Origin of the sequence: Caulobacter sp. CCUG 60055 (genome assembly GCF_022750545.1) — a bacterium.
Taxonomy (GTDB): domain Bacteria; phylum Pseudomonadota; class Alphaproteobacteria; order Caulobacterales; family Caulobacteraceae; genus PUIC01.
Genome location: NZ_PUIC01000008.1, coordinates 12,009 through 32,383 on the forward strand (window position 1 = coordinate 12,009; position 20,375 = coordinate 32,383).

Genomic DNA, 20,375 nt, shown 5'->3' on the forward strand with positions numbered 1-20,375 from the left:
CAGGGGGCTCAATGCTTGGCGGTCTTGCTGGCGATCCAGTCCATCGTCGCCAGGAACACGCCGGAGAGCACGAAGGTCAGGTGGATGATCACCAGCCAGGTCAGCTTGGCCGTGTCCAGCACCGCGCCGCGCTCGGTCAGGGCCATGAACGCCTTGAGCAGGGCGATGGCCGAGATGGCCACGATCGAGGCGATCAGCTTCATCTTCAGGCCGGAGAAATCGACCGTTCCCATCCAGTCGGGCCGGTCGTTGTCGCCGACGTCGATGTGGGAGACGAAGTTCTCGTAGCCCGAGAAGATCACGATCAGCAGCAGGTTGCCGGCCAGCGACAGGTCGATCAGCGACAGGGCCACCAGGATCGCGTCGTCAGCCTCGGCATGGCCGGAGACGATTTGCGGCAGGGCGTGCACCAGCTCCTGGCAGAACACCAGCAGCATGGCGGCGAGCGCCAGCACCAGCCCGACATAGAAGGGCGCCATAAGCCAGCGCGAGGCGAAGATGCCGCGCTCCAGCCAGAGTTCGGCCTTGGGCTTGGCGGGCTTGTGGGCGGGCGGCTGGTCCACGAATTTCCCTCGTTCGGCGCCGCATGTCCCCACGCGGCCTGAGGGAATAAGGTAGAACCCGAGCCGCGCCGCGCAAGCGCGGACCCCGTGAAAATGGGTGCGGGACCCTTCGCTGTGCGCTGAAGGGCCCCGGTTCCGCTTCCGCGATCAGCCGCGCAGCTTGGCGCCGGTGGCCTTTTCGGCGGCGGCGACGATCTTGGCCGACAGGGCCTCGATCTCGGCCTCGGTCAGGGTGGCCTCGCGCGGCTGGATGGTCACCTCGACCGCCAGCGACTTGAAGCCGTCCTCGACGCCCTTGCCCTCATAGACGTCGAACACGCGGGCCGCCGCGATCAGCGCCTTGTCGGCGCCGGCCACGGCCTTGGTCAGGTCGCCGGCCGCCTTGTCCTTGGCGACCACGAAGGCGAAGTCGCGGCTGAGCGGCATCAGCGGCGACAGGGCGAGCGCCGGCTTGGTCTTGGTCGGCTTCCTCTTGGGCTCGGGAATGGTCTCGACGAACACCTCGAAGCCATAGACCGGGCCGTCGACGTCCAGGGCCTTGAGCACCGCCGGGTGCAGGGCGCCGAACTCGGCGATCACCGCCTTGGGGCCGAGCTGCAGCCGGGCGGAGCGGCCGGGGTGCCACCAGGGCGCGGCGGCGCCCTGCGCCACCTGGAGGTTGGCGGTCGGCGCGCCGAGCTCGTCGAGCAGGGCGATCAGGTCGGCCTTGATGGTGAACACGTCCTCGGCCTGGGCGCCGTCCCAGCGGCGCGGGCCGTGCGGGGCCAGGATGGCGCTGATGGCCAGGCGCTGGTCCTGCGGCTGGTCGCCGCCGAACACCGGGCCGATCTCGAACAGGGCCGCGTCGGCGAAGCCGCGCTTGGCGTTGCGGCCGGCGGCCTCGATCAGGTTCGGCAGGATCGACGGGCGCATGCAGTCGAGCTCGGCCGCGATCGGGTTGGCCAGCACCAGGGCGTCCTGGCCCCCGCCGAACAGCTCGGCGGTCTTGCGGGCGGTGAACGACCAGGTGACGGCTTCGGAATAGCCGGCGGCGGCCAGGGCGCGCCGCGCGACGCGGGCGCGGGCCTGGCGCACGGTCAGCACGCCGCCCACGGCGCGGGCGACTTCCGGCAGCGGGGTCGAGGGCAGGGCGCCGTAGCCGGCGATGCGGGCGACTTCCTCGACCAGGTCGGCCTTGCCCTCGACGTCGCGGCGCCAGGTCGGCGGCGTGACGACGACGCTCGCGCCGTCGCCCTTCGTCTCGAAGCCCAGCTTGTGCAGGATCTCCAGCACGCCCTCGCGCGCCACGGACAGGCCTGACAGGCGATGGACGTAGTTCGGGTCGAATTCGATCGGCACCGGCGCGGCGGGGATCTGGCCGGCGACCAGCACCTCGGACGCCTCGCCGCCGCACAGCTCCAGCACCAGCTTGGTGGCCAGCTCCAGGCCGGGGACCACGAAGCCCGGATCGACGCCGCGGGCGAAGCGATACTGGGCGTCGGAGGTGATGCCGAGCACGCGGCCGGTCTGGGCCGTGCGCAGCGGATCGAACCAGGCGCTTTCGATGAAGACGTCGGTGGTGGTTTCCGAGCAGCCGCTGTCCTCGCCGCCCATCACCCCGCCCAGGCCCAGCGGGCCCTTGGCGTCGGCGATCACGCACATGTCCGGCGTCACGGCGTAGGTCTTGCCGTCGAGGGCGTGGACTTCCTCGCCCTCGCGGCCCAGGCGGGCCTCGATGAAGCCGCCGGTCAGCTTGGCGGCGTCATAGACGTGCAGCGGCCGGGCGCGGTCGTAGGACAGCAGGTTGGTGATGTCGACCAGGGCGCTGATCGGCCGAAGGCCGATGGCCTTCAGGCGGGCTTGCAGCCATTCGGGCGAGGGGCCGTTGCGCACGCCGCGCACCAGACGGCCGGCGAACACCGGGCAGGCGTCCGAGCCGTCGAGGCGGATCTCGACCGGGCAGGGGAACTTGCCCGCAACGGCCTGCACGGACAGGTCCTTCAGGCGGCCGACGCCGGCGGCGGCGAGGTCGCGGGCGATGCCGGCGACGCCCAGCCAGTCGGGGCGGTTCGGGGTGACCTCGAAGTCGATGACCGCTTCCAGGCCCAGGGCCTCGGCGGCCGAGGTCCCGACGGCGAGGCTGTCGGGCAGTTCCAGGATGCCGTCGGACTCTTCGGCGACTTCCAGTTCCGAGGCCGAGCACATCATGCCGTTGGAGACCACGCCGCGGACCGGCTTTTCGACCAGGGTCACGCCCAGGCCCGGCACATAGGCGCCGATGGGGGCGTAGATGGTGGTCAGGCCGGCGCGCGCGTTGGGGGCGCCGCAGACGATCTCCTTGCGGCCGTCCCTGGTCTCGACCTGGCAGACGCGCAGGCGGTCGGCGTTGGGGTGCTGGACGGCCTCGACGATCTTGGCGACGGAGAAGGCGGCCAGCTTGGTCGCCGGGTCTTCGACGTCCTCGACCTCCAGGCCGGCCATGGTCATGGCCTCGACGATCCGGTCGACGGAAGCGGTGGTCTCAAGGTGGTCCTTGAGCCAGGACAGGGTGAATTTCATTGGTTCGCTCTCAGCTCAGGCCGGAGGCGGGATTGGGATCGGCGAAGGCCGAGAAGCCGTAGTGCGACAGCCAGCGGCCGTCGCCCGCGAACAGGTCGCGCAGGTCGGGCATGCCGTATTTCAGCATGGCCAGCCGGTCGACGCCCATGCCGAAGGCGAAGCCCTGATAGACGTCAGGATCGACGCCGCAGGCGCGCAGCACGTTGGGGTGAACCATGCCGCAGCCCAGGATCTCCAGCCAGTCGGAGCCCTGGCCGATGCGCAACTCGCCGCCCGAACGGTCGCAGCCGACGTCCATCTCGGCGCTGGGCTCGGTGAACGGGAAGTGGTGCGGCCGGAAGCGGGTGACTACGCTGTCGGTCTCGAAGAACCGGGCGATGAAGGTCTCCAGGGTCCACTTGAGGTGGCCCATGTGGACGCCCTTGTCGATCACCAGGCCCTCGACCTGATGAAACATCGGCGTGTGGGTCTGGTCCGAGTCCTTGCGATAGGTGCGGCCGGGCACGATCACGCGGATCGGCGGCTCCTGGCCGCCCGCGATCCACGGGGCCGGCGGCGGGGTGTTGGTGCGCTGCATGGTGCGCACCTGCACCGGGCTGGTGTGGGTGCGCAGCAGCTTGCGTTCGCCGTCCTCGCCGGGATGGAAGAAGAACGTGTCGTGCATCTCCCGCGCCGGGTGCTTGGGCGGGAAGTTCAGCGCCGTGAAGTTGTGGAAATCGTCCTCGATGTCCGGCCCCTCGGCGACCGAGAAGCCCATCTCGGCGAAGATGGCGACCATCTCGTCCATCACCTGCATGGTGGGATGGACGCCGCCCTTGCGCCGCGGCGGGGCGGGCAGGGTCAGGTCCAGGCGCTCGGCCGCCAGCTGGGCGTCGAGGGCGGCGGCCTCCAGGGCGGCCTTGCGCTCGGCGATCAGGGCGGTGGCGCGGTCGCGCAGGCCGTTGATCTGCGGGCCGCGTTCCTTGCGCTCGTCGGGGCTCATCGCGCCCAGGGTCTTGAGCAGGGCGGAGACGGAGCCGGTCTTGCCGAGGGCGGCGACGCGGACGGCCTCCAGGGCCGAAAGGTCGCCGGCGGCGGCGATCTGGGCCGACAGGTCGGCTTCGAGTTGGGAAAGGTCGGTCATGGCGGGTGTGCTCTAGCGCGCTTTGCCAAATTCAAGAATGGGCCGGACAGCAAAAAGCCCCCCGGCTCGCGACCGGAGGGCTTTTCGAAAAGCGTAGGGGACGTGTCGTCCCACAGCCTTAAGCCAGCGCGGCGCGAACCTTGTCGGCGATGGCCTTGAACGCAGCCGGGTCTTGACCCGCGACATCGGCCAGGACCTTGCGGTCCATGACGACGCCAGCCAGTTCAAGGCCGTGGATAAACTGCGAGTAGGTGAAGCCTTCCAGGCGAGCCGCCGCGTTGATGCGCTGGATCCACAGCGCGCGGAAGCTGCGCTTACGGACCTTGCGGTCGCGGTACGAATATTGGCCGGCCTTGTCGACCGCGGCCTTGGCGGCCCGGATGGTGTTCTTGCGGCGGCCGAAGAAGCCCTTGGCCTGCTCGAGAACCTTTTTGTGCTTGGCGTGGGACGTAACGCCCCGTTTCACACGCGCCATGTCAGTAAACCTTCAGATCAGAATGCGGTGGGAGGGGCGAAATCAGCCGTTCGGCATGTAGGACTTGACGATCCGCGCGTCGGAATCGTTCAGCACCTTGGTGCCGCGGTTCGAGCGGATGTACTTGCCGTTGTGGCTGATCAGGCGGTGGCGCTTGCCGGCGACGCCAGCCTTCACCTTGCCCGTCGCAGTCAGTTTGAAGCGCTTCTTGGCGCCCGACTTGGTCTTCAACTTCGGCATTTTGCAGCGGCTCCGGGGAGCCGTCCTCTAATACAGCATTGATGAGCCGCCGTGGCATGCCAATGGCCAGGCGACTCCGAAGAGCGGGGTCAATACGCGAAACCGGCCGCCAAGGCAAGGACGGCGAGGCGGCCTATACCGCCGTCTTCAGGCGCCGGCCGACCTGGGCGGCGATCCACAGCGAGCCGGCGACCAGCGCCGCGCCGCTGAGGAAGGGCAGGGCGGCGGCGAGACCGAACAGCGGCGTGGCGATCAGCGGGCCGACGATGCGGGCCAGGGCGCCGGTCGACATGTTGAGGCCCAGCATCTCGCCCTGGCGGTCGGGCGCGGTCGCCTTGGAGATCAGGGCGGCGATGTTGGGGAAGGTCAGCGACTGGCCGAACGCCACCAGGACGAAGCCGGCGGTGGCGACCTGCCAGTTCGGCGACAGGCCCTGGGTGGTCATGCCTATGGCGATCAGGCCAAGGCCGCCGACCAGGGTTGCGACCTCGCCGAAGCGGCGGACCAGCCGGCCGGTGACGGCGGCCTGGGTGACGGCCGCGACGCCGCCGACGACCATGAAGCAGAAGCCGATCTGCTGCGGGCCCCAGCCGAACCGGCTCTGGCTCCACAGGCCGAAAGTGGCCTCGACCCCGGCGAAGCCGGCGATGATGATCAGGCTGATGACCAGGATGCGCGAGATCAGCGGATGGCCCAGGGCCTCGGCCAGCACGGCGGTGCGGCGCTGCGGCGCGGCTCCGGCCTGCCGCGGCGCGCGGCTCTCGCGCACGAACAGCAGCACGCCGGCGGCCGAGGCCAGGCCGAAGGCGGCGGCGGCCAGCAACGGCGCGTGGAAACCGGCCGTTCCTTCCGACGGGTGGGCCAGCAGTCCGCCGATCCCGGGGCCGGTGACGAAGCCCAGGCTGAACGACGAGCCGAGCAGACCGAGCCGGCCGGCCCGTCGCGCCGGCGGGGTGATGTCGGCGATATAGCCCTGGATGGTCGAGATGTTGCCGCACAGGAAGCCGCTGGCCAGGCGGATGGCCACGGCCGCCGCGAAGTTCGGCGCGAAGGCGAAGGCGACATAGGTCAGCGCCCCGGCGAAGATGGTCGCCAACAGCACCGGGCGGCGGCCGATGCGGTCGGACATCCGCCCCCAGAACGGCTCGCCGAGGAACTGGCCGACCGAGAACGCCGAGAACAGCACCCCGATCAGGGCCGGCGAGATCTTGAACGCCAGGGCGTAGAAGGGCAGCAGCGGCAGGACCAGCCCGAAGCCCGCGATGTTGATGAACACCACGAGCAGGAGGACGTAGAGCGCGCGGCTGTCGCCGGCGTCGGAAGCGGTCGGATTGGCGGCCATGTCCGCCTATACGACCGCGCCCGCCCGCCCGCCATGGCGTGACGGCGTTCTTCGAGTGGTGGCGTTATTTTTGCAACGGCGCCGTGTTGTTCATGCCTCAGTTGGGCGGGTTGTTGCGCTCCAGGAAGGCGACTGTCGCCTTCAGCATCTGCAGGCGGGTGACGCCCTTGGACAGCCAGTGGTCCTCGCCTTCCAGGGTGACGAACTCGACCGGCTTGCCGGCCTTGGTCATCGCCTTGGCCATGATCTCGCTCTGCACATAGGGGACCACGGTGTCGTCCTTGCCGTGGATCAGCAGCACCGGAACGTTCGCCCGGTCGGCGTGGATGGCCGGGGAGATGTCGGCGAGGTTGGGGTCCTTGATCCCATCGGCGCCCATGAAGCGGGTCCAGAACCGCAGCGACACGTTGTCCCGGCTGCGGTAGTCGGCCTGTCGCCAGACGATGAACCGCTTGAGGTCGGACACACCGGCCACCGAGACCGCGCATTTATAGACCCCGCTTTGCAGGGTGGCGCCGGCGAGGGCGGCGTAGCCGCCGTAGCTGGCTCCGACGATGCAGGTCCGCTTGGGGTCGATCAGGCCCTTGGCCGCCAGGTCGGCGACGCCGTCGGACAGGTCGGTCTGCATCTTGCGGCCCCACTCGCCGAAGCCGGCGGCGAGGAACTTCGACCCGAAGCCCGTCGAGCCGCGGAAGTTGGGCCGCAGCACGGCGTAGCCGCGCGAGGCCAGGGCCTGGGTCCACCAGTCGAATTCCGGCGTATCCCGCGCGGCCGGGCCGCCGTGCGGCAGCACGACCAGCGGCAGGTTCTTGGCCTCGCGGCCGGCGGGCACGGTCAGGTAGCCGGTGATCTCCAGTCCGTCCTGGGCCTTGTAGCGGATCGGGCGCGTCGGCGAGACGTCCTCGGGCTTGATGGCGTCGTAGACCTCGCCGATCCAGCTGGCGCGCTTGGCGTCGACGTCGATCAGGGCGTAGGCCGCGCCTTCCTTCGGACTATCGACCTTGACCACGATCTTGCGCCGGTCGTCGGACCAGGAGACCAGTTCGACCTGCGCGCCCGGAAAGGCCTTGGCGACGGATTTCCACTGCGCCTGGCCCTGAGGCGACAAGAAGGTGTAGCGAAGTTCGTCGCCCACCATGGCCCGGCCGCCGATCAGGGTGTGGAGGGCCGGGTCGTGGATGACGCCGCGCACTTCCGAAGGCGGCAGCGGCTCGCCCTTGTCCGAGGCGGCCGTGTACTCGGTGAGGCTCAGCCGCTCCTCTTCCTCGTTCCAGTCGCCGATCAGGACCGAGCTTCCGTCGCGGCCAAGGCCCAGCAGATCGGGCGTGTCGATGGGCGCGTCATCGGTCCGGTGGACGCGCCAGCCGCTCTTGTCCTTGATCTTCAAGGTCCATTTGCCGGTCCGTTGGACATATTCGGTCTCGGCCAGGGCGCGGCCGTCGGCGCCGACCAGCCATTCCGTGGTGTCGTCGTAGCCGTCCTCGATCCTCTGCGGCCTGCGCTGCTTGAGGTCGATGCGGTAGAGGGCGACGTGGCTGGGCTGATCGGGCGGGAAATAGACGCCCGGCACGAAGATCGTCGGCTTTCCATCGACCTGGCGAATCTGCGGCGGGCCAAGAACGACGTTCATGCCGTTGTCGGCGTTGTCGAGCAGGTTGAACTGCTTGCCCGTGGCGATGTCGTAATCGCTCGCCATGAAATATTCCTGGCGCCGCCCGATCACGCCCTGGGCGTAGGCGGTGGTCGAGACGGTGATGATGACGTGGCCGGACCCGGCCCAGTCGATCCCGCGCAGCTTGACGTCGCCCAGATTGACGCCGCCGATCACGGTCGACTTCTCGCCGATGGTGGTGACCCGCATCTGCCGGTTGACGCCGTCCGTCGCCACGACGATCGCCAGCCGTGTTCCGTCCGGAGAAATCTGGACCTGCTCGATGCTGGGCAGTTTGCCATAGGCTTCCAGCGGCGCGGCGGCGGCGGTCCCGGCGGCCAGAGCGGCGGTGGCGGCCGCGGCCGCCGCGAAGATGCGTATCATGGTTGAGGCCCCCCCGAAGCTCGACCCACAATGGAAAAACGCTCCGGGCCGATCAAGCCCGAAGCGCTCCACATGCTGTCGATTGTTGGAGGGCGGATGATCGCCGGAAGCCGGCTCCTAGCGCGGGGCCAGGATCATGATCATCTGCTTGCCTTCCATCCGCGGTTCGTACTCGACCTTGGCCACCGGGTCGAAATCGGCCTTGACCTGCTGCAGCAGCTTCATGCCGAGTTCGGGGTGGGCCATCTCGCGGCCGCGGAAGCGCAGGGTGACCTTCACCTTGTCGCCTTCTTCGAAGAAGCGGTGCATCGAGCGCGCCTTAACGTCGTAGTCGTGCTTGTCGATGTTGGGCCGCAGCTTGATCTCTTTGATCTCGACGATCTTCTGCCGCTTGCGCGCTTCGTTCTTCTTCTTCTGCTCCTGGAACCGGAACTTGCCGTAGTCCAGGATCTTGCAGACGGGCGGATCGGCGGTCGGAACGATTTCAACCAGGTCCAGCCCGGCCTCCTCGGCGGCCTCGAGGGCGGACGACGTCGGCATGACGCCTTGCTTTTCGCCGTGTTGGTCGATCAGCAGGACGCGGGGGACGCGGATGTCTTCGTTCATGCGCGGACCGTCCTTGACGGGCGGCGCTTGGATGGGGCGGCGAATAGGCGTCTTCTCCTGAAGCCATGGAACTGCACGCGCCCGTAAACGTGCGGGCCCGCGTCATCCGTATATGACTAAAGGCGCCTCGCGGATCAAGCGGGGCCAAAGATATTCAAGACTTTCCGGGGAATTTTCCCGGCGGCGGCGCAAGCGACTTGGCCGTGGTCAGCACCGCCGCCACCGGCAGGTCCTTGAGGTCGGGCGCCTGGAGCACGGCGACGTGGCCGCGCGGCCCGCACAGGATGGGATCGGAGGCGCTGGAGAACAGGGCGATGGTCGGCGCGCCGGCCGCGGCGATCAGGTGCGTCGGCCCGGTGTCGTTGCCGACGGCCAGGGCCGCGCGCGCGCCGAGCACGGCCAGCTGGGCGAAATCCGTCCGCCCGGTCAGGTCGCGGGCCTGGGGCACGTATTTCTGGATCTGGCGGGCGAGGGCGCTTTCCTGGACGCCGCCGATGATGACGACGTCGTAGCCCTGCTCGCGCAGGTTGGCGGCCAGGATGCCGAACGATTCGGTCGGCCAGCGTTTCTCCAGCCGGTGCGCCGATCCTCCCGGCACCAGCAGGACATAGGGCTTGGGCGCGCCCGCGCCCGGCGCGGCCTTGCCGGCGGGATGGTGCTTGAGGATCCAGGACAGGTCCGGCGGCGGCGCGCTGCCCGGCGTCACCGGCGCGTCCGGCCAGATGCCGGCGTCCTTGAGCTGGTCGGCCTGCCGCTCCAGGGTGTGCATGGCGTTGCGGTTCTTGTTGCGGTGCGGGTGCGAGGCGCCCGCCGCGATGCCCGACCATTGCGGCGGGAACGGCCGCAGCAACTGGAAATAGAAGCTGGAGCGGCCCGAGGTCTGCAGGTCGTAGACGCGGTCGTAGCGGGCGGCCTTGATCCGCCGGGCCAGGGCCAGGGTGTCGGCGATCCCGCTGGGCCGGCCGTCGGTCTCGATCGCGTTGAAATAGCGGCTGGCCTTGGCCAGCGCCTCGAACGGCGGCGTGGTCAGCAGGGTGATCTTGGCCTTGGGGTGGGCCTGGCGGATATGCTTCATCGCCGCCAGCGCCTGGACGAAATCGCCCAGGGCGCCCAGCTTGATGACCAGGATCTTCTTGATCTCCTTCGCCACGCCCGTCCTCAAGACCTCGGTTGTCTTCGACGCGCCTCTAGCACGCCTTCGTAAACATCCAGCGTCGCCGCGCACATGGCGTCGACGGAATAGAGCCGCCGGGCGCGGGCCTGACCGGCCTCGCCCATGCGCCGCCGCGTCTCGGCCGGCAGGGCGATCGCCGCGGCCAGCGCCGCCGCCCAGGCCGCGGCGTCGCCAGGCGCGATGAGCCAGCCGGTCTCTCCCGGCCGCATGGTCTCGCGGAAGGCGCCGTGGTCGGCCGCCAGCACCGGGCGGCCCATGACCTGGGGCTCGACGGCGGTCCGCCCGAACGCCTCGGGATCGAGCGACGGCGCGGCGGCGAGGTCGGCCAGCAGATAGGCGGCCGGCATGTCGTCGCAATGGCCGACCAGCCTGACCTGGCCGCCCAGGCCGGCGGCGGCGACCGCCGCCTCCAGCTCGGCGCGATAGCCGGCGCGGCCCTGGTCGTCGCCGGCCAGCAGGATCAGGAAGTCCTCCCGCCCCTGCGCCTTCAGCCGCGCGGCCGCCTCGACCAGCAGCGCCTGGCCCTTCCAGCGGGTCAGCCGGCCGGCGAGCAGGACCTTCACGCGCCGGTCTTCAGCCTCGACGCCCCAGGCCCGGCGCAGGGCGCCCACCCGTTCGTCGGACACGGCCGCCGGGTCGAAGCGGGCCAGGTCGACGCCGCGCGGGATGGCGATCACCCGTTCGGGCGCGACGCCGTGCTCGGCGATCACGTGGGCGCGGGTGAATTCGGAATTGGCGATGACGACGTCGCCGCGGGTCATGACCGCATTGTACCAGCGCTTGAGGCCGGAGCGGGCGTTGTAGACGCCGTGATAGGTGGCCACGAACGGCGTTCCGGTGGCGCGGGCCGCCCATAGGGCGCTGAACGCCGGCGCACGCGAGCGGGCGTGGATCAGGCTGACGCCCTCGCGACGGACCAGCCGGATCAGCCGGCCGGCGTTGGCCGCGATGGTCAGCGGGTTCTTGGAGTGCGCCGGCATGGCGAACAGCCGGCCGCCGGCCGCCAGCAGCCGGTCCGTCATCCGACCCCCGCGCGAGGCCACCAGGGCGCGGCCGCCGGCGCGCGCCACGGCGGCGGCGACGTCGACGGTGGTTTGTTCGACCCCGCCGGTCTCCAGTTCGGGGGCGACCTGCAGCAGGGTGAAATCGGGGGGAAGGGGCAGGGTGGCGATCCTGGTCGGCGATACGCTATCAGGAACGCCTAATAGCGAACCAGGGAGCCGGGCGCCATGAGCGAAGCCGAGGGATTTCTGTCGCGGCCTGGCGGCGAGCGGCTGGCCTGGCGGCGCGTGGCCGGGCGGGGGCCGACGGTGGTCTGGCTCGGCGGGTTCAAGTCGGACATGGCCGGCTCCAAGGCCGAGGCCCTGGCCGCCTGGGCCGGCGCGTCGGGCCGCGCCTTCGTGCGGTTCGACTATTTCGGCCATGGCGCCTCGTCCGGCGATTTCCGCGACGGGACGATCAGCCGCTGGCGCGAGGACGCCCTGGCGGTGATCGACGAGTTGACCGAGGGGCCGCTGGTGCTGGTCGGTTCGTCCATGGGCGGGTGGCTGTCGTGCCTGGCGGCCCTGTCGCGTCCCGACCGGGTCAAGGGGCTGGCGATGATCGCGCCGGCCGCCGACTTCACCGAGAAGCTGATGTGGCCCAACCTGACCGACGAGGCCCGCCGCGACATCGTGGAGCAGGGCGTGTGGCTGCGGTCCTCGGCCTATGACGACGGCGACTATCCGATCACGCGAGGGCTGATCGAGGACGGCGCCCGCTGGTCGATCCTGCCGGGGCCGGTGGGGATCGCCGCGCCGGTCCGCATCCTCCAGGGCGGCGCCGACCCGGACGTGCCCTGGCGGCACGCCCTGGCCCTGGCCCAGGCGCTGGAGGGCGAGGACGTGGTCTTCAGCCTGATCCGCGACGGCGACCACCGCCTGTCGCGGCCGCAGGACATCGCCCGGCTGATCGCGGCCGTGGAGGAGCTGGCCTCGGCCTGATCCTCAGTTCCAGAACGCCTTGATACGGGCCGCCTCGGCCCGGCCCTGACGCTCTCCGGCGCGGGCGACGTCGCCGCGCCGCGCCCCGTCCAGCAGGTTGGGGCCGAAGGTCGCGGCCGCCTCGGCGTCCGGGACGATCAACTCGGCGCGGCCGCCGGCGGCGGCGATGACCTCCATCTCGCGGCGCACGCCGGGCAGCAGCAGGCCCGCCAGCAGGGGCGGGACGACCGCGACCACCAACACGCGGCCATGGCCGTGGGCGACGTCGGCGTTGCAGCCCGAGCGCACGCCGCCGTCGACGTACTTGCGGCCGTCGATGGTCACTGGCGGGAACACGCCCGGCACCGCGCAACTCGACGCCACGGCCCGGCCCAGCGGGGCGGCGGCGTCCTCGTCCCAGACCACGAACGCGCCGGTGACCGCGTCCACGGCCGTGCAGGCGAACCGCGGCGGCCAGGGGCGATGGGCGTCGGCCAGGCCGCCGAAACCGGCCAGATAGGCGTCCTCGGAGACGGTGCGGGCGGCCATGGCCATGGCGCCGAACTCGATCCGCAGATCGACCGGCGTCTCCCGGTCGAGCGGCCGCCGGGCCATCAGCGCCAGGGCCGGGCCCAGGTCGGGTGCGGGGCCATGGCGGCCCTCGGCCTCGGCGGCGCGGGCGGCGTAGGCCATTTCGGCCTGGAGCATGGCGGCGGGGCCGCGCCCCGAAGCCAGTTCGGCCCCGACGACCGAGCCCGCCGAGGTGCCGAGGATGTGGTCGGCGGCCTCGACATCGACGCCCTCGGCCGCTAGGCCGGCCAGCAGGCCCTTCTCCCAGGCGATGCCGACCGGCCCGCCGCCGCCGAGCACCAGCGCGCGCGTATCCATTCGCTTCTCCATGTTCAGCCGCCCGCCGCCAGGATCGCCTTCAGGCCCTCGCGATAGGTGGGATAGGCCGGCCGCCAGCCCAGCTCGGCCTTGGCCAGGGCGTTCGAAACCCGCTTGTTCTCGGCGTAGAAGCGCCGGCTGGCCTCGGACAGGCTCGGATCGTCGGCGTCGACGACGGGCGGCAGGGGCGCGCCGATTAGCGCCGCCGCATAGGCCAGCACCGTCGCCGACGGGGCCGGCTCGTCGTCGACCAGATTGTAGACGCCGGCCGCGCGCGGGTGGGCGATGGACGCCTGCAGGCCGGCGGCGAGGTCGTCGACATGGATGCGGGAGAAGACCTGTCCGGGGCGCGTCACCGGCTGGGCGGCGCCGGCGCGGATGCGGTCGAAGGGCGAGCGGCCGGGGCCGTAGATGCCGGGCAGGCGGAAGGCGGCGACGGTCAGGCCCATGCCCCGGCCGACCTGGCGCCAGTCGCGCTCGGCCGCCACCCGCCGGGCGCCTTCCAGCGAGGCGGCCGCGAGCCGGCTGCGCTCGTTCACCCAGCCGCCGCGGCGGTCGCCATAGACGCCGGTGGTCGACAGGTAGCCGATCCAGTCGGGGAAGGCGCCGGTGCGGGCGATCTGCGGAACGACGGCCTCCAGCGCCGGACACCCGTTCGGCCCCGGCGGCGCGGCCACCAGCAGGGCCCGGGCCTGGGCCACGGCGTCGGCGATCGCGTCGGGGGAGGCCGGGTCGACCGCGACGACGCCCTCGGCGGCCATGGCCGCGCGGCGGGCCGGATCGCGGGCCGCGCCGAACACCTCCCAGCCTTCGCCGATCAGGCGGCGGCTCAGCGCCGCCCCGGCGAAGCCGTATCCGAACACGAAAAGACGGGGCAAATCCCCCTCCGACCGAAACCCTGCTCCTGTGCTAAAGGAGTAGGGCCTCGGCGGCGTCGGGCCAAGTCCGCGCCCCAGAAACGCGAGGGGCGGGCTCGACCGCCGCGGATCAGGCGAGCGTCAGGCGGACGTCGACATTGCCGCGCGTGGCGTTGGAATAGGGGCAGACCTGATGGGCGGCGGCGATCAGGGCTTCGGCCTGTTCGCGGTCGAGGTCAGGCAGGCTCACGGCCAGGCCGATGTCCAGCCCGAAGCCGGGGCCGTCGGCGCGCGGGCCGATGCCGACTTCGGCGGTCACCGAGGTCTGGCCGACATTGATCCCCTGCTGGCGGGCGACGAAGCGGACGGCGTTCTCGAAACAGGCGGCGTAGCCGGCGGCGAACAGTTGCTCGGGATTGGTCGCGCCGGCCTTGCCGGGGCCGCCCATTTCCCTGGGCGTCGACAGGGTGACGTCGAGCGCGCCGTCTTCCGAGCGGGCGTGGCCGTCGCGGCCGCCGACGGCGGTGGCGCGGGTGCGGTAGAGGATGTCGGACATTTCGGTCTCCATGGCTTGGTCAAAATTAAATTGTGCACAATGTAATTAGATCAAGGGCGCAGAGGCGTCCGATGGCGACTTTTTTGTCGGAAGGCGTCTAGCCGAGCAGGTCTTCGATCGCCCGGCGCGCGGCCGCGCCCAGGTCGGGCCGCTTGAGGGCCAGGGCGACATTGGCCCGCAGCAGGCCGATCTTGTCGCCGCAGTCGTAGCGCACGCCGTCATAGGCGTAGGCGTGGAACGGCTGGCGAGTCATCAACTTGGCCATCGAGTCGGTCAGCTGGATCTCGCCGCCGGCGCCCTTTTCCTGGGCCGACAGCAGATCGAAGATCTCGGGCTGCAGGATGTAGCGGCCGATGATGGCGAGGTTGGACGGCGCCTGGTCGGGCGAAGGCTTTTCGACCATGCCCTTCATCGAGATCAGCCGCCCGTCGCGCCCGGCCGGGTCGATGACGCCGTACTTGCGCGTTTCCTGGTGCGGCACTTCCTCGACCGCGACCAGGTTGCCGCCGGTCTGGCCGAAGGCGTCGACCAACTGCTTCAGGCACGAGGTCTCGCCGTCGACGATGTCGTCCGGCAACAGCACCGCGAACGGCTCGTCGCCGACCACGTCGCGCGCGCACCACACCGCATGGCCCAGGCCCAGCGGCTGCATCTGGCGCACGAAGCTCATCTCGCCCGGACGCGGCAACTCGGCCAGCAGTTCGTCGAGCTGACCGGTCTTGCCCTTGGCGGCGAGCTGGGCCTCAAGTTCGACGTGGTGGTCGAAATAGTCCTCGATCGCCTGCTTGCCGCGTCCGGTGACGAACACGAAGTGCTCGATGCCCGCCGCCCGCGCCTCCGCCACGGTGTAGGCCAGGATCGGCCGGTCGACGACGTTGAGCAGTTCCTTCGGCACCATCTTGGTGCCGGGCAGAACGCGGGTGCCCAGTCCCGCCACCGGCAGGACCGCTTTGCGGATCGGCTTGGTCATGCGCCCCCTATGCCTGCTTCGGCGCCGTCACTCAACGGTGACCGACTTGGCGAGGTTGCGAGGCTGGTCGACGTCGGTGCCCTTCTGCACCGCCACATGGTAGGCGAGCAGCTGGATCGGGGCCGAGAACACCAGGGGCGCGATCAGGCTGTCGCAGGGCGGCGATTCCAGCACACGGTAAGCCTGTTCCAGCGGCGCGCGTCCGGCCTCGTCGGTGATCAGCACCACCTTGCCGCCGCGAGCGGCGACTTCCTGCAAGTTCGAGGCGGTCTTCTCGAACATCTCGTCGAAGGGGGCGATGACCACCACGGGGGTCTCTTCGTCGACCAGGGCGATCGGGCCGTGCTTCAGTTCGCCCGCGGCGTAACCTTCGGCATGGATATAGCTGATTTCCTTGAGCTTAAGCGCGCCTTCCAAAGCCAGCGGATACATCACGCCGCGGCCGAGATAGAGCACGTCGCGGGCCTTGGACAACTCATAGGCCAGCTGGCGGATGGCGCTGTCGTCCTGCAGGGCGGTGGCCAGCAGGCGCGGCGCCTCCAGCAGGGCGCGGACGTGGCGCACCTCTTCGTGGGCGCTGAGCTTGCCGCGCTTGACGCCGGCGGCGACGGCCAGGGCGGTCAGGGCCGAGACCTGGGCGGTGAAGGCCTTGGTCGAGGCGACGCCGATCTCCGGGCCGGCGTGGGTCGGCCACATGACGTCGGCCTCGCGGGCCATGGTCGATTCATGGGCGTTGACCAGGGCGGCGGTCTTCAGGCCCTGCGCCTTGCACCAGCGCAGGGCGGCCAGGGTGTCGGCGGTCTCGCCCGACTGCGACACGGCCAGGGCCAGGGTGCCCGGCGCGACGGCCGGGTCGCGATAGCGGAATTCCGAGGCGATCTCGACGTCGACCGGCAGGCCGGCCAGGCGCTCGAACAGGTACTTGGCGACCAAGCCGGCGTAGAAGGCGGTGCCGCAGGCGATGATCTGCACGCGGCTGATCAGCGAGAAGTCGAAGTCGCCGGGAGCGGCGGCCTTCTTGGTGACGGGATCCACATAGGCGGCCAGGGTGCGCTGCACCGACTCCGGCTGTTCGTGGATCTCCTTCTCCATGAAGTGGCGGTAGTTGCCCTTCTCGACCAGGGCGGCCGAGCTGGAGACGGTGCGGACCGGCCGCTCGACCGGCGCGCCGGCCACGTCGAAGATCTGGACGCCGTCGTGGTCGATGGCGACGTAATCGCCTTCGTCCAGATAGGTGACGCGGTTGGTGAACGGGCCGACCGCCAGGGCGTCGGAGCCGATGAACATCTCGCCGTCGCCGTGGCCGACCACCAGGGGCGAGCCGCGGCGCGCGCCCAGGACCAGCTTGTCTTCGCCGTCGACCAGCACGCCCAGCGCGTAGGCGCCGGTCAGCCGGTCGAGCGTGTGCTTGAAGGCGGCGAGGGGGGCGTCGCCGGCGGCGAGGCGGCGATTGATCAGCTTGGCGATGACCTCGGTGTCGGTGTCGCTCTCGAAGGTTTCGCCTTCGGCGGTCAGGTCGGCCTTCAGCTCGGCGAAGTTCTCGATGATGCCGTTGTGGACCAGGGTGACGCGGCCGGCGACGTGGGGGTGGGCGTTGCGTTCGGACGGGGCGCCGTGGGTGGCCCAGCGGGTGTGGCCGATGCCGACCGTGGCGACGACCGGCTCGGCGGCGACCACCTCCTCCAGCGCCTTGATCTTGCCGGCGGCGCGGCGGCGCACGACGTGGCCGTCCTCGATCGCCGCGATCCCCGCTGAGTCATAGCCGCGATATTCGAGGCGCTTCAGGCTCTCGATCAGCCGTTCCGCGACGGGCTTGGTTCCAACGATGCCGATGATGCCGCACATGCTCTGGGTTTCCGTTACGCCGCAATTTCTTCCGTAGGCGCGGGCTGTGGTTTAGATTGACCGACTGGCCCGGCCAGTTCGGGAGCCGCCTTTACCATCGGGGCGGCGGCTTCTGGAATAAATCTGCATTACCGATCGTTTCGCGGGACTATCTGATCATATGAGCAAGCGAGCCTATTTCGGCACCGACGGCATTCGCGGTGAAGCCAATCGCCACCCCATGACCGCCGAAGTGGCGCTGCGGGTCGGGCTGGCGGCGGGCAAGCTGTTCCGCACCAAGAGCGACCGCCGCCATCTGGTCGTCATCGGCAAGGACACGCGCCTGTCGGGCTACATGATCGAGCCGGCGCTGGTGGCCGGCTTCACCAGCCTGGGCATGGACGTGCGCCTGTTCGGCCCGCTGCCGACCCCGGCGGTGGCGATGATGACCCGCTCGATGCGCGCCGACCTGGGCGTGATGATCTCGGCCTCGCACAACAACTTCGCCGACAACGGCATCAAGCTGTTCGGCCCCGACGGCTACAAGCTGTCCGACGCACGCGAGATGGAGATCGAGGCCCACATGGACGAGGGCCTGCAGGAAGGCCTGGCCGCGCCGCGCGACCTCGGCCGCGTGGTCCGCATCGACGACGCCCAGGCCCGCTATGTCGAGATCGTCAAGGCGACCTTCCCGCGCAACCTGTCCCTGGCCGGTCTGCGGGTGGTGATCGATTGCGCCAACGGCGCCGCCTACAAGGTCGCCCCCACCGCCCTCTACGAGTTGGGCGCCGAGGTGATCGAGGTCGGGGTCGCGCCCAACGGCTTCAACATCAACGAGGAGTGCGGCTCCACCCATCCCGACGCCATGGCCCACGCGGTCAAGGCCTATCGCGCCGACATCGGCATCGCCCTGGACGGCGACGCCGACCGGCTGGTGATCTGCGACGAGAAGGGCGTGGCGGTCGACGGCGACCAGATCATGGCTGTCATCGGCGCCGCCTTCGCCGAGGCCGGCACGCTGAAGGGCGGCGGCGTGGTGGCGACGGTGATGTCGAACCTCGGCCTGGAGCGCTTCATGACCGCCAGGGGCCTGAAGCTGGAGCGCACCGGCGTCGGCGACCGCCACGTCATGGCCCGCATGCGCGAGGGCGGCTTCAACGTCGGCGGCGAGCAGTCCGGCCACATGATCCTTTCGGACTTCTCGACCACCGGCGACGGGCTGATCGCAGCGTTGCAGATCCTGGCCGTGCTGGTCCAGTCGGACAAGCCGATGAGCGCGCTGGCCCACCAGTTCGAACCGGCGCCGCAACTGCTGGAGAACGTGCGCTTCGCCGGCGGCAAGCCGCTGGAGGACGCCAAGGTCAAGAAGGTCATCGCCGAGGCCGAGGCCCGCTTCAACGGCTCGGGCCGGGTGGTCGTGCGCGCCTCGGGCACCGAGCCCTTGATCCGCATCATGGCCGAGGGCGACGACGAGAAGCTGGTGTCCCAGATCGTCAGCGACATCGCCGGGGCGGTGAAGAGCGCGGCCGTCTAGAGCGCGCCTGGGTGAAGTGGAAGCTGGCTCACCCGCCCGGCGCGCGCCCGGCTTTTGAAGAGGCTCCAGACGGCGTCGCGTTCACCGCTTGCTTGGACCTCATCTCGGGACGACGCCCCATGGCCCAGCCTTGGAGCGCCGAGGCTTCATCCGATGTTCATTTTACTGGTCAGCCGGGGAGAACGGTGAGACCATTGCTTCCGTGACGTCGCGAGCATAGGCGGCGCACGGGAGAGAGACACGATGCGGCGAAACCTCGCCTTCGCGGGCGGCCGGCCGAAACCGGCGGCGACCTTCACCTGCCTGGCCTTTCTGCTGGCGGCGGCGGCGCTGTTCTGGACCGGCCTTTACTGGGTGATCGCCCGCTGGTTCGGCTGACGGGACCTCAGCCCCGTCCGACGCCTGAATATTTGAACCCGCGCGCGCGCATGTCGTCGGGTTTGTAGACGTTGCGCAGGTCGACGACGATCGGCTGCTTCATCAGCATCTTCACGCGGTCGAGGTCGAGCGCGCGGAACTGGTCCCATTCGGTGATCAGCACCAGCACGTCGGCGCTTTCGGCGGCCTCGTAAGGCCCGGTCTTGAAGTCGACGTCCCGGAACAGCTGGCGCGCCTCGTGCCCTTCCGGGTCGAAGGCCTGGATCTTCGCGCCCATGGCCTGCAGGGCCGGGATGATGTCCAGGCTGGGGGCGTCGCGCATGTCGTCGGTGTTGGGCTTGAAGGTCAGGCCCAGCACGCCGACGGTCTTGCCGCGCAGGTCGCCGTCGAGAGCGTCGGCGACGCGGCCGGCCATGGCCTTCTTGCGGGCGTCGTTGACCTTGACGGTGGTCTCGATCAGCCGCACCGGCGCGCCGGCGTCGTCGGCGGTGCGCACCAGGGCCAGGGTGTCCTTGGGGAAGCACGAGCCGCCGTAGCCGGGGCCGGCGTGCAGGAACTTGGAGCCGATGCGGTTGTCCAGGCCGATGCCCTTGGCCACCTGCTGCACGTCGGCGCCGACCGCCTCGCACAGGTCGGCCATCTCGTTGATGAAGGTGATCTTCATCGCCAGGAAGGCGTTCGACGCGTACTTGATCAGCTCCGAGGTGCGCCGGCTGGTGAACACGATCGGGGTCTCGTTGAGGTTCAGCGGCCGATAGAGCTCGCGCATCACCTCGCGGGCGCGCTCGTCGTCGGCGCCGACGACCACGCGGTCGGGCCGCTTGAAGTCCTCGATCGCCGCGCCCTCGCGCAGGAACTCGGGGTTGGACACCACGGCGAAGTCGGCGTCGGGCCGCTTCTTGCGGATGATGGCCTCGATCTCGTCGCCGGTCCCGACCGGCACGGTCGATTTGGTGACCACCACGGTGAAGCCGTCCATCAGGGCGGCGATCTCTTCGGCGGCGGCGTAGACGTAGGACAGGTCGGCGTGGCCGTCGCCGCGCCGCGAGGGCGTGCCCACGGCGATGAACACCGCGTCGGCGCCGCGCACGGCCTCGGCGGCGTCGACGTCGAAGTGCAGGCGGCCCTCGCGGGCGTTGTCGGCCACCAGCTTGTCCAGCCCCGGCTCGAAGATCGGGATCACCCCGTCCTTCAGCCGCTCGATCTTGCCGGCGTCCTTGTCGATGCAGGTCACCGTGTGGCCGAAATCGGCGAAGCAGGCTCCCGACACCAGGCCGACATACCCGGTTCCGATCATCGCGACGCGCATGG

General features: G+C 70.1%; 19 protein-coding genes. 3 read left to right on the top strand and 16 right to left on the bottom strand.

What is annotated here, in order from left to right; translation table 11 throughout:
• Window positions 1-8: 8 nt before the first annotated feature.
• The 10 genes from C5708_RS12100 to C5708_RS12145 all read right to left on the bottom strand — a co-directional run bounded on the left by C5708_RS12100 (window position 9) and on the right by C5708_RS12145 (window position 11,259).
• Complete coding sequence (locus C5708_RS12100; RefSeq protein WP_347567017.1) at window positions 9-563, bottom strand: TIGR00645 family protein; 555 nt, start codon at window positions 561-563, stop codon at window positions 9-11.
• A gap of 147 nt (window positions 564-710) precedes the next feature.
• Window positions 711-3,101, bottom strand: coding sequence for a phenylalanine--tRNA ligase subunit beta (pheT, locus tag C5708_RS12105; protein WP_242921442.1), 2,391 nt, complete (start codon window positions 3,099-3,101; stop codon window positions 711-713).
• Between the two features lie 10 nt (window positions 3,102-3,111).
• Window positions 3,112-4,224, bottom strand: a complete 1,113-nt coding sequence (gene pheS, locus C5708_RS12110) for a phenylalanine--tRNA ligase subunit alpha (protein WP_242921444.1) — start codon at window positions 4,222-4,224, stop codon at window positions 3,112-3,114.
• A gap of 118 nt (window positions 4,225-4,342) precedes the next feature.
• Complete coding sequence (gene rplT / locus C5708_RS12115; RefSeq protein ID WP_242921446.1) at window positions 4,343-4,699, bottom strand: 50S ribosomal protein L20; 357 nt, start codon at window positions 4,697-4,699, stop codon at window positions 4,343-4,345.
• 42 nt (window positions 4,700-4,741) lie between these two features.
• Window positions 4,742-4,939 (bottom strand): 50S ribosomal protein L35, encoded by a 198-nt coding sequence (gene rpmI, locus C5708_RS12120; protein ID WP_242921448.1) that lies wholly within the window; start codon window positions 4,937-4,939, stop codon window positions 4,742-4,744.
• Window positions 4,940-5,072: 133 nt separating this feature from the next.
• Window positions 5,073-6,281, bottom strand: a complete 1,209-nt coding sequence (locus tag C5708_RS12125) for an MFS transporter (RefSeq protein ID WP_242921450.1) — start codon at window positions 6,279-6,281, stop codon at window positions 5,073-5,075.
• A gap of 97 nt (window positions 6,282-6,378) precedes the next feature.
• On the bottom strand, window positions 6,379-8,316 hold the full coding sequence (locus tag C5708_RS12130) for a S9 family peptidase (protein ID WP_242921452.1): 1,938 nt from the start codon (window positions 8,314-8,316) through the stop codon (window positions 6,379-6,381).
• A gap of 117 nt (window positions 8,317-8,433) precedes the next feature.
• Window positions 8,434-8,955: a translation initiation factor IF-3 gene (infC, locus tag C5708_RS12135; RefSeq protein ID WP_242921858.1), complete on the bottom strand. Its 522-nt coding sequence runs from the start codon at window positions 8,953-8,955 to the stop codon at window positions 8,434-8,436.
• 121 nt (window positions 8,956-9,076) lie between these two features.
• Window positions 9,077-10,072 carry a glycosyltransferase family 9 protein gene (locus tag C5708_RS12140; RefSeq protein ID WP_242921454.1) on the bottom strand — a complete coding sequence of 332 codons (996 nt, stop codon included), beginning with the start codon at window positions 10,070-10,072 and terminating at the stop codon, window positions 9,077-9,079.
• 8 nt (window positions 10,073-10,080) lie between these two features.
• The gene (locus tag C5708_RS12145) at window positions 10,081-11,259 is read right to left on the bottom strand and encodes a glycosyltransferase family 4 protein (RefSeq protein WP_242921860.1); all 1,179 of its coding nucleotides are present in this window, start codon (window positions 11,257-11,259) and stop codon (window positions 10,081-10,083) included.
• A 66-nt stretch (window positions 11,260-11,325) separates the two neighbouring features.
• Between C5708_RS12145 and C5708_RS12150 the strand changes: the two genes are divergently transcribed.
• Window positions 11,326-12,078 carry an alpha/beta hydrolase gene (locus tag C5708_RS12150; protein ID WP_242921455.1) on the top strand — a complete coding sequence of 251 codons (753 nt, stop codon included), beginning with the start codon at window positions 11,326-11,328 and terminating at the stop codon, window positions 12,076-12,078.
• 3 nt (window positions 12,079-12,081) lie between these two features.
• Here C5708_RS12150 and C5708_RS12155 read toward each other — a convergent pair whose 3' ends face one another.
• The 5 genes from C5708_RS12155 to glmS all read right to left on the bottom strand — a co-directional run bounded on the left by C5708_RS12155 (window position 12,082) and on the right by glmS (window position 17,173).
• Window positions 12,082-12,945, bottom strand: coding sequence for a patatin-like phospholipase family protein (locus C5708_RS12155; RefSeq protein WP_242921457.1), 864 nt, complete (start codon window positions 12,943-12,945; stop codon window positions 12,082-12,084).
• A gap of 14 nt (window positions 12,946-12,959) precedes the next feature.
• Window positions 12,960-13,823: an SDR family NAD(P)-dependent oxidoreductase gene (locus tag C5708_RS12160; RefSeq protein ID WP_242921459.1), complete on the bottom strand. Its 864-nt coding sequence runs from the start codon at window positions 13,821-13,823 to the stop codon at window positions 12,960-12,962.
• Window positions 13,824-13,932: 109 nt separating this feature from the next.
• Window positions 13,933-14,358: an organic hydroperoxide resistance protein gene (locus C5708_RS12165; protein WP_278253945.1), complete on the bottom strand. Its 426-nt coding sequence runs from the start codon at window positions 14,356-14,358 to the stop codon at window positions 13,933-13,935.
• A 97-nt stretch (window positions 14,359-14,455) separates the two neighbouring features.
• Window positions 14,456-15,328: a UTP--glucose-1-phosphate uridylyltransferase GalU gene (gene galU / locus C5708_RS12170; RefSeq protein WP_242921463.1), complete on the bottom strand. Its 873-nt coding sequence runs from the start codon at window positions 15,326-15,328 to the stop codon at window positions 14,456-14,458.
• A gap of 27 nt (window positions 15,329-15,355) precedes the next feature.
• On the bottom strand, window positions 15,356-17,173 hold the full coding sequence (glmS, locus tag C5708_RS12175; RefSeq protein ID WP_242921466.1) for a glutamine--fructose-6-phosphate transaminase (isomerizing): 1,818 nt from the start codon (window positions 17,171-17,173) through the stop codon (window positions 15,356-15,358).
• A 160-nt stretch (window positions 17,174-17,333) separates the two neighbouring features.
• On the opposite strand from glmS, the gene glmM reads away from it, so the two are divergent.
• Window positions 17,334-18,686: a phosphoglucosamine mutase gene (glmM, locus tag C5708_RS12180; protein ID WP_242921468.1), complete on the top strand. Its 1,353-nt coding sequence runs from the start codon at window positions 17,334-17,336 to the stop codon at window positions 18,684-18,686.
• 243 nt (window positions 18,687-18,929) lie between these two features.
• Window positions 18,930-19,064: a hypothetical protein gene (locus C5708_RS19450; protein ID WP_278253946.1), complete on the top strand. Its 135-nt coding sequence runs from the start codon at window positions 18,930-18,932 to the stop codon at window positions 19,062-19,064.
• Between the two features lie 7 nt (window positions 19,065-19,071).
• On the opposite strand, the gene C5708_RS12185 is transcribed toward C5708_RS19450, so the two are convergent.
• On the bottom strand, window positions 19,072-20,373 hold the full coding sequence (locus C5708_RS12185) for a UDP-glucose/GDP-mannose dehydrogenase family protein (protein ID WP_242921470.1): 1,302 nt from the start codon (window positions 20,371-20,373) through the stop codon (window positions 19,072-19,074).
• Window positions 20,374-20,375: the final 2 nt, after the last annotated feature.